This is a genomic window from Streptomyces sp. NPDC050617, from assembly GCF_040654795.1.
Lineage (GTDB): Bacteria > Actinomycetota > Actinomycetes > Streptomycetales > Streptomycetaceae > Streptomyces.
Window position 1 is genome coordinate 1 of the sequence record NZ_JBFAIS010000044.1, and the last position, 13,138, is coordinate 13,138.

Here is a 13,138-nt window from a genome sequence, read left to right on the forward strand (position 1 = left end):
GCGAGCGTCCGCGGCTCGCCGCCCGGCTCGCTGCCAAGGTGGCGGCCGGCTGCGAGGTGCGCTTCCTGCTGGGCGACCCCGCGTCGGCGGCGCGTCACCGCCGACCTCCGCCGCCCTCAAGCCTCCCGCTCCACTTGTCTCTATTTATCTCTACTTGTCGATGTCGCCGACGACGAAGAACAGCGAGCCCAGGATCGCGACCATGTCCGCGACGAGCGTCCCCGGCAGCAGCTCCGTCAGCGCCTGGATGTTGTTGAACGACGCCGAACGGAGCTTGAGGCGGTACGGGGTCTTCTCGCCCTTGGAGACGAGGTAGTAGCCGTTGACGCCCAGCGGGTTCTCGGTCCAGGCGTAGGTGGCGCCCTCCGGGGCCTTGAGCACCTTCGGGAGCCGCTGGTTGATCGGCCCCGGCGGGAGGTCCGCGATCCGGTCGAGGCACGCGTCGGCCAGGTCCAGCGCGTTGTGGGTCTGCTCCAGCAGGCACTCGAAGCGGGCGAGGCAGTCGCCCTCGGTGCGGGTGACGACCTTGAGGGCATCCTGGAGCTCGCCGTAGGCGAGGTACGGCTCGTCGCGGCGCAGGTCGAAGTCCACGCCGGAGGCGCGGGCGATCGGCCCCGAGACGCCGTAGCCGTGCACGGCTTCGCGGGAGAGCACGCCGACGCCGCGCGTGCGGCCCCGGAAGATCTCGTTGCCGAGCACGAGCCGGTCGTACACGTCCATGCGCGACCGCACGTCCGCGACCGCGTCCCGGGCCCGGCCGAGCCAGCCCGCCGGGAGGTCCTCCTTGAGGCCGCCGACCCGATTGAACATGTAGTGCATCCGGCCGCCGGAGACCTCCTCCATCACGGCCTGGAGCTCCTCGCGCTCCCGGAAGGCGTGGAAGACGGGCGTGATGCCGCCCAGCTCCAGGGGGTACGAGCCGAGGAACATCAGGTGGTTCAGCACCCGGTTGAGCTCGGCGAGGAGCGTGCGCGTCCACACGGCCCGCTCGGGGACCTCCATCCCGAGCATCCGCTCCACGGCCAGCACGACGCCCAGCTCGTTGGAGAAGGCGGAGAGCCAGTCGTGGCGGTTGGCGAGCATGATGATCTGGCGGTAGTCGCGCGCCTCGAACAGCTTCTCCGCGCCGCGGTGCATATAGCCGATGACGGGCTCGGCGTGCTGGACCCGCTCGCCGTCGAGGACAAGGCGCAGGCGCAGCACGCCGTGGGTGGACGGGTGCTGCGGTCCGATGTTGAGCACCATGTCGGTGCTCTCCGCGGCGCCGCCGATGCCGACTGTCGTCTCCGTCATGGTGGGTAGTCTCTCAGCTCGCCTGGGCGGGGGTACGGGCGTGGGGACGCCGACGGCACGGGTGCGGGGACGCCCGGGGCCGCGGCCGGTCACCCGGCGAGGGCGGCCGCCAGCTCGGCGCAGGGCGGGCCGACGGGCTGTATGAGCCAGCCGAAGCCGCCCAGGCCCGCCGGATCGGTCAGCTCGGCGGCCTCCCCGGCCGCGCCGAGGGCCCGTATGTACCCGGCCGGGTCGCTGGACGCGAGGGACAGCGGCGGCCGCCGCCCGTCGACGCCGAGCGCCCGCAGGACGTCCCGCTGGGCGCGGGGGACCGGGGCGGTTGGGGCGGTTGGGGCAGGGCCGCTGTCGAAGCCCGCCGCCGCGCACGCGTCCAAGGCCACATGCGCCGTGATGTCGCAGGAACCGTCCGGCACCGGCCGCACCTCCCGCCCGTCCCGAAAGCCCGTCAAGGTGCCCAGCGGCGGCCGCGCGCCGCGCTCGTGGGCGTAGTCGACGGCGACGGCGAGGCCCGCGTCGAGGGCGCGGACGGCGCGCGCCCACGCCGCGTCGCGCGGGAGCCCGATCTCGGCTCTCGTGCCCGGCGGCGCGCCGTCCAGCGGCCACCAGCGGGCCAGCCAGGCGGCGTCCTCGCCGTCGACGGGGCCGCCGAGGACCTCCTCGCCGTCGGCCCGTACGAGGACCCGGCGGGCGGTGCCCGCGCCGTCGGTCTCGGCGACGTCGACCGGCACGTTGTCGAGCCATTCGTTGGCGAACAGCAGGCCCGTCAGCCCGGCCGGGGCCTCGTCGACGTCGGCGAGCCACTCGACGCGCGGATCGAGACCGGCGGGCCGGGGGGCCCGCTCGACGGCGTACGGGCGCAGCCGGGCGGCCACGTCCGCCGGGACGTGCGCGAGCACGCCCGCCGCCAGCTCGCCGCGCCCCGCGCCGATGTCGGCGAAGGCCAGGCGCGGCGGGTGACCGAGGGCCTCGTCGACGCGGCGCAGCAGCTCGGCGACGGCCGCCGCGTACCGGGGCGAGGCGTGTACGGACGTACGGAAGTGGCCGGCCGGGCCGGGGCCGCCGGACCGGCGGTAGAAGCCGTGCGGCCCGTACAGCGCGGCCTCGGTCGCCGCCCGCCAGGTCCGCGCTCCGCTCGCTGTGCGCGTCATGCGAGAACGGTATGCGAGGCGGGACGCGGGCGTTTCGGCCTGTGGATAACTATCTGCGGGCAGGCGGGGAAGCGCGGCCGGACCGGAAAGCGGAGGGGTCGGAACCGAAAAGCGGAAGGGGCGGAACCGGAAAGTGGAGGGGGCGGAGGGACCGGTTCAGGGTGCCCGCATCTCCTTCGTACCGAGCCCGTATCCACCTTGGGGAGTAGACCGGAGGTGCATGGATCGATCGTCCGGCTGACCCCGGCACGTGCTCGCGGTCCCTACGCTGGGTTACGTGCAGCGCCTCTACGACTTCTTCCGCAGACACCCGACCGGTGTGGACAGCTTCTGGGCTCTCCTGCTGTTCGGGCTGAGCGGGATCTGGCTCGTGCAGGCTCCGAACGGCACCGCCCAGTTCGCTGTGGCCGCGGTGACCGTCGTCGGGTTGTGCATGGTGGTCGCGCTGCGCCGCCGGTGGCCGGAGTACACGCTGCTCGCGGCGGTGGTGTGCGGGCTGCTCCAGGTCGCGGGCAACGTGGACATCCACCCCGCGGACTTCGCGCTGCTGGTGATCATCTACACCGCGGCGGCGGACGGGAAGCGCTGGGCGTCCCGGCTGGCGCTGGTCTGCGGCCTGCTCGCGCCGACGATCAACAAATTGCGCTGGCCGGGCAGCGCGGCCACCGGCTGGCAGAGCGTGGTGGCGGTCGTCTTCGTCACGGTGCCCTTCGTGCTCGCCTGGGTGCTGGGCGACTCCGTGCGCACCCGCCGCGCGTACTGGGCGCAGCTCCAGGAACGCGCCGACCGGCTGGAGAAGGAGCGCGAGGCACAGGCGCGGATGGCCGTGGCCGCCGAGCGGGCGCGGATCGCCCGCGAACTGCATGACGTGGTCGCGCACAACGTGTCGGTGATGGTGGTGCAGGCCGACGGCGCCGCGTACGTCCTGGACGGCTCCCCGGAGCAGGCCAAGCAGGCGCTGGAGACGATCTCCGGGACCGGGCGGCAGGCGCTCGCGGAGATGCGGCGGCTGCTGGGCGTGCTGCGCACGGAGGAGAGTTCCGAGGGCGGCGAGTACGTGCCGCAGCCGGACGTGGAGCAGATCAACGATCTGGTGGAGCAGGTGCGCACCGCGGGGATGCCCGTCGACTTCCGGGTCGAGGGGTCGCCTCGGCCGCTGCCGAGCGGCGTCGAGCTGACGGCCTACCGCATCGTGCAGGAGGCGCTCACCAACACCCGCAAGCACGGCGGCCCGGACGTCGGCGCCAGTGTCCGGCTCACCTTCTTCGACGACGGGCTGGGCCTGCTGGTGGAGGACGACGGGCGGGGCGCGCAGCACGAGCTGTACGAGGAGGGCGGCGCGGACGGCATGGGGCACGGCCTGATCGGGATGCGCGAGCGCGTCGGCATGGTCGGGGGAACGCTGGACGCGGGCCCGCGGCCGGGCGGCGGGTTCCGGATCAGTGCGCTGCTGCCGCTGAAGGCCGGCCGCTGAAAATCCCGCCCCGGGGTTCGCCGGTGGGCGCGTCCGGCGCGTACGCTCACGAAACCGCTGAGGAAAGGTAACGCCGCATGTCGATCCGGGTCATGCTCGTCGACGATCAGGTCCTGCTCCGTACGGGCTTCCGCATGGTGCTGGCGGCCCAGCCCGACATGGAGGTCGTCGCCGAGGCCGGGGACGGCGTGGAGGCGCTGGAGGTGCTGCGCGCCACCGCCGTGGACGTGGTGCTCATGGACGTGCGCATGCCGAGACTGGACGGCGTGGAGGCCACGCGCCGCATCTGCGCGCAGCAGGACCCGCCGAAGGTCCTGATACTGACCACCTTCGACCTCGACGAGTACGCCTTCTCGGCGCTGAAGGTCGGGGCCAGCGGCTTCATGCTCAAGGACGTGCCGCCCGGCGAACTCCTCGGCGCGATCCGCGCCGTGCACAGCGGCGACGCCGTGGTGGCGCCCAGCACCACCCGCCGCCTCCTCGACCGCTTCACCCCGATGCTCCCGAGCACCTCCAAGGACCCCTCCAACTCCGAACTCGACCGCCTCACCGGCCGCGAACGCGAGGTCATGCTCCTCGTCGCCCAAGGCATGTCCAACGGCGAGATCGCCGCCCGCCTCGTCCTCTCCGAAGCCACCGTGAAGACCCACGTAGGCCGCATCCTCACCAAACTGGGCCTCCGCGACCGCGTCCAGGTCGTCGTCATGGCCTACGAGTCGGGGCTGGTACGGGCGGGGGGCGGGGGGCAGTAGGGCCCGGTCAGGCGCCGGAGCCTCGGGCCGTGGAACTCCAGGTCTTGAGCGGCTCGGTGTCGAGGGTGATGCCCACCGGCTCCGGAAGGGTGACGGTCTTGCCGAACGCGGCGGAGTGGCGCTCCTGGTAGGAGCCGTCCACGGGTTCGCTGTAGACGGTGACCTCTTCGCCTTCACGGTCGATGAGCAGGTGGACAGGGATGCCGCTCTCGGCGAAGGCGCGTGGCTTCTCGACGCGGTCGCGCTGGTTGGTGTCATGGTCGTGGGAGGTGACTTCGACGGTCATGAGCACGCCGTCGGGGTCGGCCCACTCCCCGGCCCGGACGAAGTGGGCCGTCGGGGCGAGCGTGCCGTCGGGGCGGGCCCTGCCTTTGCGGCAGGTCTCGATCCTGAGCCCTTGTCCGGTGTGGAGGTCCAGCGCGGGCGCGTGCTGGAGGCACTGCCGTACCAGCCACATGGTGATCGTCTCGTGAAGCCCGTCCGGCACGGCCTTGACCCCCAGCTTCCCCCCGATGAACTCCAGGCGCAGGCCGTCGGCCTCCCTCGCCGCCGCGGCGGCGAGGGCTTCGAACTGCTCCGGCTGCATCTGGGCGTGGGCCTGCGGCCTGTCGTCCACGGCTGTCACGGCGAACCTCCTCATGCCCGGGACGTGGCTGGGAGTCGAAGGTTAGCCGCGGCCGCCGACAGTCGCCCCTGCCTCGCGCGGTCGTCCCGTGGTCAGCGCAACACGCTCTGGAGGAAGTCGCTGCCGATGCGGGCCACGACGGTCAGGTCGAGCTGGTGGAGTACGTAGCGGCCGCGGCGGCGGGTGGAGAGGAGGCCGGCTTTCTTGAGGGCGGCTATGTGGCGGGAGACCTCCGGCGGGGTCAGGCCGTAGGCGGCCGCCAGTTCGCCTGTGGTGTGCGGGCCGCGGGCGAGGGTGCGGCACAGGCGCATGCGGATCGGGTGGGCGAGGGCTTCCAGGCGGCACTGGACCACCTGGAGGGCCATCACCTCCGGGAGCTCGGGCGACGAGACCGGGTACTGGATGACCGGGGACCAGCCGGGGCGGTGCAGTACGAAGAGGTGGGGCCAGCCGAAGGCGGTCGGGACGAAGGTGAGGGAGCCCCCGTACGCGCTGGTGCGGGAGCTCGCGAGCTTGTCCACCACGACCCGCGAGCCGTCCTCGGAGACCGTCACCGCCGGGGAGACCGCGGCCAGCGCCTCGGCCAGGCCCTTGTGGCGGAGCAGGTCCGCCTTATGGCGCGCGTCGGCCGCCAGCTGGCCCCGTACGCGCTCCCAGGTGTCCCTGAAGAACGCCTCCTCGCAGTCCTCCAGCAGCCGCCGCAGCCACGCCCGCAGCGCGCGCGGGTCCTCCAGCATCCGGTCGGTGAAATCGGCCTGCTTGGGGCCGCGCGCGGCCGACAGCTCACGGACCCGGGCCCGCTGAGCGGCGTCGACCAGCGGGGACGGCACCTCGCTGCCGTACTCCGCCGAGCAGGTGATCTCGAAGGCCGCGGACACGAACGTCTCGTCGTCGATCCGGTCGAGCGCGTCCAGCTCCTCCGCGAGCGTCGCCCCCGGCACGGACGGCAGCAGGATGTCCGAGCGCGCCGACCGCCACAGGAAGTCCGCCTCCGTCAGCCGGTCCGCGAGGTCCGGCTTGAGGGACGCGGCGGTCGCGGTGGCCCAGCCGTGCAGGCCCGGATGGTGGCCCGGCTCGGACAGGGCGTGCAGCATCGCGCCCAGTTCGGCCAGCGGCGACGGGCTGAAGCCGATGCGCTCCAGGGGCAGCCCCGTGATGTCGATGTCCACGCTCATGGGTTCATCGTGCCGCTCGCCGGTACGGGCCGCCGCGTCGATTGACGGTCCCCGTCAATCGACGCGCCGCGGGCGGGCGCTACGGCGCACGGTGAACCCCGAGGCGGTCCCGCACCGGCGGAGGCCCTTCTTGAGGCACCGAGGAGACAACCGTGGACGCCATCCAGCAGCACATGTTCGACGCCTACCGGGCCGCCCGGAGCGGCGAGCCGGCTCCGCCCGCGCCCGGCGCCGGGGACCTGCGCGCGGTGCGGGAGGCGCGCCGCTGGCGGGAGTTCGTGGCCGTCGTCGACGAACGGGCCGCGTCCCGGCGCGCCCGCGCGCGTGCCCGCCGCGCGGCGCTGGTCCGGTTTCTGCGGCTCGGCGGCGGGCGCGCTGTCGCCGCCCGCACGCCGGTGCCGGAGGTCCGTCCGGCGGCCGAGTCTCGGCCCGCCGCCGGGCGGGCCGGGCGGTCGGAGCGGTCGGAGGCGGGCCACCGGACGTGAGGCGCTGGTGAGGCGCGTCCGTGCTCGGGCGCTAGCGGCCGGAGGGTGAGGGGGCGAGGGCGGACGTCCGCCGGGTACGTACGGGCACGAGCACGGTGCCGCCGCGGGGTGCGGGCAGGGCGTCCGCCGGGTACGTACGGTCATGGGCGGCGCGTCCACCGGGTACGTACGGTCGTGGGCGGCGCGTCCACCGGGTACGTACGGTCGTGGGCGGCGTGTCCGTGAAGTTATCCACAGGCAGTGGACGGTCCCGCCGCCGCCCGGAACCACTCGCGTAGCATGACGGGGAAATCGTCCGGTACCCCCCGCGGACTGGAACGGAAGGCCGTCGCCGCGTGAACGCACACCCCCCGAACCCCACGGGCCCCTCCGAGCAGACCAACCCGAAGGACCGCCCCGCCCGCCTCACCGTCGGCGTCGTCGGCGCGGGCCGCGTCGGCCCCGCGCTCGCCGCCGCGCTGAGTCTCGCCGGCCACCGCCCCGTAGCCGTCTCCGGCGTCTCCGACGCCTCCGTCCGGCGCGCCGCGACCCTGCTCCCGGACGTACCGCTGGTGCCGCCCGGCGAAGTCCTGGCGCGCGCCGAGCTCGTGCTCCTCACCGTCCCCGACGATGCCCTGCCCGGCCTGGTCGCGGGGATCGTCGAGACCGGGGCCGTGCGCCCCGGACAGCTCCTGGTGCACACCTCCGGACGGTTCGGCACGGCCGTGCTCGACCCCGCCCGCCGGGCCGGGGCCCTGCCGCTGGCCCTGCACCCCGCGATGACGTTCACCGGCACGCCGGTCGACGTGCAGCGCCTCGCGGGCTGCTCCTTCGGCGTCACCGCCCCCGAGGAACTGCGGCTCGCCGCGCAGGCCCTGGTCATCGAGATGGGCGGCGAGCCCGAATGGGTCGAGGAGGCCGCCCGCCCGCTCTACCACGCGGCCCTCGCCATCGGCGCGAACCACCTCGTCACACTGGTCGCCCAGTCCATGGAGCTGCTGCGCGCCGCCGGGGTCGAGGCCCCCGACCGCATGCTCGGCCCGCTCCTCGGCGCGGCCCTCGACAACGCGCTGCGCAGCGGCGACGACGCGCTGACCGGCCCGGTGGCCCGCGGCGACGCCGGCACCGTCGCCGCCCACGTCGCCGAACTGCGCGGGCACGCGCCCCAGGCCCTCGCCGGTTACCTGGCGATGGCCCGTACGACGGCGGACCGCGCCCTCGCCCACGGGCTGCTCAAGCCGGAGCTGGCGGAGGACCTGCTCGGCGTCCTCGCGGACGGCGCCGGCGGCGCCCGCCGGGACGGGGAGGCAGACCAGTGAGCGGGCGGCCGGCATCCTCGAAAGCCCCCGTCCGTACGGCGGCCGAAGCACCCGAAGCGGACCGCCGTACGGCGGCCAAAGCACCCCAAGCGGGGCACCGTACGGCGGACGACGGCCCCGAAAACCCCGTCCGTACGGCGGCTGGCGGCCCCGAAAGCCCCCTCCGTACGGCGGCCAGCGACTCCGAAAGCCCCCTCCGTACGGCGGCCGACGCACCCGAAAGCCCCCTCCGCGAGGTGGCCGACGCACCCGAATCCCCCCTCCGGACGGCCGCCGAGCTGCGCGCCCTCCCGCGGGCGCCGAACGGACTCCGCGCCGTCGTCATGACCATGGGCGCGCTCCACGAAGGGCACGCGACGCTCGTCCGCGCCGCCCGCGACCGCGTCGGACCGTACGGACAGGTCGTCGTCACCGTCTTCGTCAACCCGCTCCAGTTCGGCGCGGGCGAGGACCTCGACCGCTACCCGCGCACCCTCGAAGCGGACCTGAGGACGGCCCGGGAGGCGGGCGCGGACGCCGTGTTCGCCCCCTCCGTCGACGAGGTCTACCCCGGCGGCGAACCCCAGGTCCGCGTCTCCGCCGGCCCCATGGGGGAGCGCCTCGAAGGCGCCCACCGCCCCGGCCACTTCGACGGCATGCTCACCGTCGTCGCCAAGCTCCTCCACCTCACCGCGCCGGACCTCGCCCTCTACGGGCAGAAGGACGCCCAGCAACTGGCGCTGATCCGCCGCATGGCCCGGGACCTCAACTTCCCCGTCGAGATCGTCGGCGTGGAGACCGTACGGGAGGCCGACGGACTCGCGCTCTCCAGCCGCAACCGCTACCTCTCCGCCGCCGACCGCGCTGCCGCTCTCGGGCTGTCCAAGGCCCTGTTCGCCGCCCGCGAGGCGGCGCCGCTCGGCCCGGCCGCCGCGCGAAAGGCCGCCCGCGGAGTCCTCGACGCCGAGGACGGCCGGCACGGCACGCATGGCAAGGGCGAAAAAGGCGGGACAGGCGGTCCGGACAGCACGGGGCACGCGCCGCCATCGCCGCTCCTCCTCGACTACCTCGCCCTCATCGACCCCGCCGACTTCACCGAGGTCCCCGACGACCACAGTGGCGACGCCGTGCTCGCCGTCGCCGCGAAGGTCGGGACCACGCGCCTGATCGACAACATCCCCCTGGAGTTCGGAGCGGAACGATGACCGGCATACGCCTCCACGCCCCCGCGCCCGGCTGGGCGCTCGAAGCCGATGTCGTCGTCATCGGCTCCGGCGTCGCGGGACTCACCGCCGCACTGCGCTGCGCCGCCGCCGGGGCCAAGGTCACCGTCGTCACCAAGGCGCGCCTCGACGACGGCTCCACGCGCTGGGCGCAGGGCGGCATAGCGGCCGCGCTCGGCGACGGCGACACCCCCGGTCAGCACCTCGACGACACGCTCGTCGCGGGCGCGGGGCTGTGCGACGAGGCCGCCGTGCGCTTCCTGGTCACCGAGGGCCCCGCCGCGGTGCGGCGGCTCATCGCGACCGGCGCGCGCTTCGACACGTCGGACGAGACCGGCGAGATCCTGCTGACCCGCGAGGGCGGCCACCACCGTCGCCGCATCGCCCACGCGGGCGGCGACGCGACCGGCGCCGAGATCTCCCGCGCGCTGGTCGAGGCGGTGCGGGCGGCGGGCATCGAGACCGTCGAGAACGCCCTCGTCCTCGACCTGCTCAAGGACGCCGACGGGCGCGCCGCGGGCGTCACCCTGCACGTCATGGGGGAGGGGCGGCGCGACGGCGTCGGCGCCGTGCGCGCCCCGGCCGTCGTCCTGGCCACCGGCGGCATGGGCCAGGTCTTCTCCGCCACCACCAACCCGGCGGTCTCCACGGGCGACGGCGTCGCGCTGGCGCTGCGCGCCGGGGCGGAGGTCTCCGACCTCGAATTCGTCCAGTTCCACCCCACGGTGCTGTGGCTGGGGCCCGACGCGGAGGGCCAGCAGCCGCTGGTGTCCGAGGCGGTACGGGGCGAGGGCGCCCATCTCGTCGACGCGGACGGCGTCCGCTTCATGCTCGGGCAGCACGAACTGGCCGAGCTGGCGCCGCGCGACATCGTCGCCAAGGCCATCATGCGGCGGATGCGCGAGCGCGACGCCGAGCACATGTACCTCGACGCCCGCCACTTCGGCGCCCGGATGTGGGAGACCCGCTTCCCCACCATCCTCGCCGCCTGCCGCGCCCACGGCATCGACCCGGTCACCGAACCGATCCCCGTGGCCCCCGCCGCCCACTACGCCTCGGGCGGCGTACGGACCGACCTGCGCGGCCGCACCACGGTCCCCGGCCTGTACGCGTGCGGGGAGGTCGCCTGCACCGGCGTCCACGGAGCCAACCGGCTGGCGTCGAACTCGCTCCTGGAGGGCCTGGTCTTCGCGGAGCGCATCGCGGCGGACGTCACGGGTCCGGGGCGGCCGGGGGGCCTAGGGAACCCGGGGGATCCGGGTACATCCACCGCCTCCGCCGCCCCAGCCGCCCCCACCCCGCACGCCCCCGCCGCCGAATCGGCCCTCGTGGCCCCCGAAGCGCGCTTCGCCATTCAGCGGGTGATGACCACCGGGGCCGGAGTCCTGCGTTCCGCCGCCAGTCTCGCCGAGGCCGCGACCCGGCTGACGCGGCTGCACGCGACCGCCGCCGACGAACTGGCCCGCGAGGGCAAGACCGCCGAGCCCTCCGTGGAGACCTGGGAGACGACCAACCTCCTCCTGGTCGCCCGCGTCCTCGTCGCCGCCGCCCAGCGCCGCGAGGAGACGCGCGGCTGCCACTGGCGCGAGGACCACCCGGAGCGCGACGACGCGGCCTGGCACCGCCACCTCCTCGTGGCGCTGCGCCCGGACCGCACCCTCGCCGTCCGTACGACGGACACCCCCGCCTTCCCCGCGACCATCGCCCCCCTCCCCGAGACGGAGTCGTATCAGTGAGCACCCCCGACCTCCCCCTGCTCCAGATCGGCCGCGTCGGCCAGGACCCCGCCGACGCGGGCTCCGGCGGCGGCTGCGGTGACGCGTGCGGCTGCGGTGGCGGTGAGCCGTACGACGCCGACCCGCTCGAATGCGGCCTCGACCCCGGCCTCGCGCAGCTCCTCGCGGACGCGGGCCTCGACCCGGTCCAGGTCGAGGACATCGCGCACCTGGCCATCGAGGAGGACCTCGACCAGGGCGTGGACGTCACGACCGTCGCGACCGTCCCCGAGGACGCCGTCGCCATCGGCGACTTCACCGCGCGCGAGAGCGGCACCGTCGCCGGGCTGCGCGTCGCCGAGGCGGTCCTGTCCGTCGTCTGCATGGACGAGTTCGAGGTCGATCGGCATGTGGAGGACGGCGACCGCGTGAGCGCCGGTCAGAAACTGCTGTCCGTACGGGCCCGTACCCGCGACCTGCTCACCGGCGAGCGCAGCGCCCTCAACCTGCTGTGCCGCCTCTCCGGCATCGCGACCGCGGCCCGCGCCTGGGCGGACGTCCTGGACGGCACGAAGGCCGAGGTCCGCGACACCCGCAAGACCACGCCCGGCCTGCGCGCCCTGGAGAAGTACGCGGTCCGCTGCGGCGGCGGCGTCAACCACCGCATGTCGCTGTCCGACGCCGCGCTCATCAAGGACAACCACGTCATCGCGGCGGGCGGGGTGGCCGAGGCGTTCAAGGCGGTACGGGCGGAGTTCCCGGACGTGCCCATCGAGGTCGAGGTGGACACCCTCGAACAGATCCCGCCGATCCTCACCGAGGGCGCGGACCTCATCCTGCTCGACAACTTCACCCCGGAGCAGACCCGCGAGGCCGTCGCGCTCGTCGCGGGCCGTGCCGCCCTGGAGTCCTCCGGCCGCCTCACCCTCGACAACGCGCGCGCGTACGCGGACGCCGGCGTCGACTACCTCGCCGTCGGGGCCCTCACACACTCCTCGCCGATCCTGGACATCGGCCTGGACCTCCGCGAGAACGACGAAACCGAGAACGACGAAACCGAGAAGGACGGCGAGAGCGACCAGGGCGACCTGAACGGCGCCGGCGCCATGGAGGAGCGGGCCTGATGCTGCTCACCATCGACGTCGGAAACACCCACACCGTCCTCGGCCTCTTCGACGGCGAGGACATCGTCGAGCACTGGCGGATCTCCACCGACGCCCGCCGCACCGCCGACGAACTGGCCGTCCTCCTCCAGGGCCTGATGGGCATGCACCCGCTGCTCGGCGAGGAGCTGAGCGACGGCATCGAGGGCATCGCCATCTGCTCCACCGTCCCCTCCGTCCTCCAGGAACTGCGCGAGGTGACCCGCCGCTACTACGGCGACGTGCCCGCGATCCTCGTCGAGCCCGGCGTCAAGACGGGCGTGCCGATCCTGATGGACAACCCCAAGGAGGTCGGCGCCGACCGCATCATCAACGCGGTCGCGGCCGTCGAGCTGTACGGCGGGCCCTGCGTCGTCGTGGATTTCGGCACGGCCACCACCTTCGATGCCGTCAGCGCGCGCGGCGAGTACGCGGGCGGCGTCATCGCGCCCGGCATCGAGATCTCCGTCGAGGCGCTCGGCGTCAAGGGCGCCCAGCTCCGCAAGATCGAACTGGCCCGGCCGCGCAGCGTCATCGGCAAGAACACCGTCGAGGCCATGCAGTCCGGCATTCTCTACGGCTTCGCCGGGCAGGTCGACGGCGTCGTCACCCGGATGGCCGCCGAACTCGCCGACGACCCCGAGGACGTCACCGTCATCGCGACGGGCGGCCTCTCGCCGCTCGTTCTCGGCGAATCGTCCGTCATCGACGAGCACGAGCCGTGGCTCACCCTCATCGGGCTGCGCCTCGTCTACGAACGCAACGTCTCGCGCGCTCAGTAACATCATCCCCGATGATCTTGGCTGGCTCCTGAGGGACCGGCCGAGCA

12 protein-coding genes are annotated in these 13,138 nt (G+C 74.0%); 8 read left to right on the forward strand and 4 right to left on the reverse strand.

Annotation, left to right across the window (positions count from 1 at the left end; all coding sequences use genetic code 11):
• Window positions 1-150 precede the first annotated feature (150 nt).
• Together AB0I49_RS35785 and AB0I49_RS35790 are read right to left on the reverse strand one after the other, a co-directional pair.
• Entirely contained in the window at window positions 151-1,293 is a 1,143-nt protein-coding gene (locus tag AB0I49_RS35785; RefSeq protein ID WP_363231396.1) for an NADH-quinone oxidoreductase subunit D, read from the reverse strand.
• A gap of 89 nt (window positions 1,294-1,382) precedes the next feature.
• Entirely contained in the window at window positions 1,383-2,441 is a 1,059-nt protein-coding gene (locus AB0I49_RS35790) for an SAM-dependent methyltransferase (RefSeq protein WP_363231397.1), read from the reverse strand.
• Between the two features lie 277 nt (window positions 2,442-2,718).
• On the opposite strand from AB0I49_RS35790, the gene AB0I49_RS35795 reads away from it, so the two are divergent.
• Both AB0I49_RS35795 and AB0I49_RS35800 read left to right on the forward strand, forming a co-directional pair.
• Entirely contained in the window at window positions 2,719-3,915 is a 1,197-nt protein-coding gene (locus AB0I49_RS35795; RefSeq protein WP_363231398.1) for a sensor histidine kinase, read from the forward strand.
• A gap of 77 nt (window positions 3,916-3,992) precedes the next feature.
• Window positions 3,993-4,667, forward strand: coding sequence for a response regulator transcription factor (locus AB0I49_RS35800; protein WP_363231399.1), 675 nt, complete (start codon window positions 3,993-3,995; stop codon window positions 4,665-4,667).
• Between the two features lie 7 nt (window positions 4,668-4,674).
• Here the strand turns inward: AB0I49_RS35800 and AB0I49_RS35805 are convergent, their stop codons facing one another.
• The gene (locus tag AB0I49_RS35805) at window positions 4,675-5,292 is read right to left on the reverse strand and encodes a Uma2 family endonuclease (protein ID WP_363231400.1); all 618 of its coding nucleotides are present in this window, start codon (window positions 5,290-5,292) and stop codon (window positions 4,675-4,677) included.
• Window positions 5,293-5,384: 92 nt separating this feature from the next.
• Window positions 5,385-6,467, reverse strand: coding sequence for a DUF5937 family protein (locus tag AB0I49_RS35810; protein ID WP_363231401.1), 1,083 nt, complete (start codon window positions 6,465-6,467; stop codon window positions 5,385-5,387).
• A 152-nt stretch (window positions 6,468-6,619) separates the two neighbouring features.
• Here AB0I49_RS35810 and AB0I49_RS35815 point away from each other — a divergent pair, with 152 nt between their 5' ends.
• The 6 genes from AB0I49_RS35815 (at window position 6,620) to AB0I49_RS35840 (ending at window position 13,091) form a co-directional block, all read left to right on the forward strand.
• Window positions 6,620-6,952 carry a hypothetical protein gene (locus AB0I49_RS35815; RefSeq protein ID WP_363231402.1) on the forward strand — a complete coding sequence of 111 codons (333 nt, stop codon included), beginning with the start codon at window positions 6,620-6,622 and terminating at the stop codon, window positions 6,950-6,952.
• A 335-nt stretch (window positions 6,953-7,287) separates the two neighbouring features.
• Window positions 7,288-8,250, forward strand: coding sequence for a DUF2520 domain-containing protein (locus AB0I49_RS35820; protein ID WP_363231403.1), 963 nt, complete (start codon window positions 7,288-7,290; stop codon window positions 8,248-8,250).
• A 236-nt stretch (window positions 8,251-8,486) separates the two neighbouring features.
• Window positions 8,487-9,434 carry a pantoate--beta-alanine ligase gene (panC, locus tag AB0I49_RS35825; RefSeq protein ID WP_363231404.1) on the forward strand — a complete coding sequence of 316 codons (948 nt, stop codon included), beginning with the start codon at window positions 8,487-8,489 and terminating at the stop codon, window positions 9,432-9,434.
• Window positions 9,431-11,188: an L-aspartate oxidase gene (locus AB0I49_RS35830; protein ID WP_363231405.1), complete on the forward strand. Its 1,758-nt coding sequence runs from the start codon at window positions 9,431-9,433 to the stop codon at window positions 11,186-11,188. The genes panC and AB0I49_RS35830 overlap by 4 nt, the downstream gene beginning before the upstream one ends.
• Window positions 11,185-12,291, forward strand: a complete 1,107-nt coding sequence (gene nadC, locus AB0I49_RS35835; protein ID WP_363231406.1) for a carboxylating nicotinate-nucleotide diphosphorylase — start codon at window positions 11,185-11,187, stop codon at window positions 12,289-12,291. The genes AB0I49_RS35830 and nadC overlap by 4 nt, the downstream gene beginning before the upstream one ends.
• Window positions 12,291-13,091 (forward strand): type III pantothenate kinase, encoded by an 801-nt coding sequence (locus AB0I49_RS35840; RefSeq protein WP_363231407.1) that lies wholly within the window; start codon window positions 12,291-12,293, stop codon window positions 13,089-13,091. The genes nadC and AB0I49_RS35840 overlap by 1 nt, the downstream gene beginning before the upstream one ends.
• Window positions 13,092-13,138 lie beyond the last annotated feature (47 nt).

Bases quoted from the DNA above. Each gene is read 5' to 3' on its own strand.
- AB0I49_RS35785 (WP_363231396.1), bottom strand. From the start codon at position 1,293: ATGACGGAGACGACAGTCGGCATCGGCGGCGCCGCGGAGAGCACCGAC.
- AB0I49_RS35790 (WP_363231397.1), bottom strand. From the start codon at position 2,441: ATGACGCGCACAGCGAGCGGAGCGCGGACCTGGCGGGCGGCGACCGAG.
- AB0I49_RS35800 (WP_363231399.1), top strand. From the start codon at position 3,993: ATGTCGATCCGGGTCATGCTCGTCGACGATCAGGTCCTGCTCCGTACG.
- AB0I49_RS35810 (WP_363231401.1), bottom strand. From the start codon at position 6,467: ATGAGCGTGGACATCGACATCACGGGGCTGCCCCTGGAGCGCATCGGC.
- AB0I49_RS35830 (WP_363231405.1), top strand. From the start codon at position 9,431: ATGACCGGCATACGCCTCCACGCCCCCGCGCCCGGCTGGGCGCTCGAA.
- AB0I49_RS35840 (WP_363231407.1), top strand. From the start codon at position 12,291: ATGCTGCTCACCATCGACGTCGGAAACACCCACACCGTCCTCGGCCTC.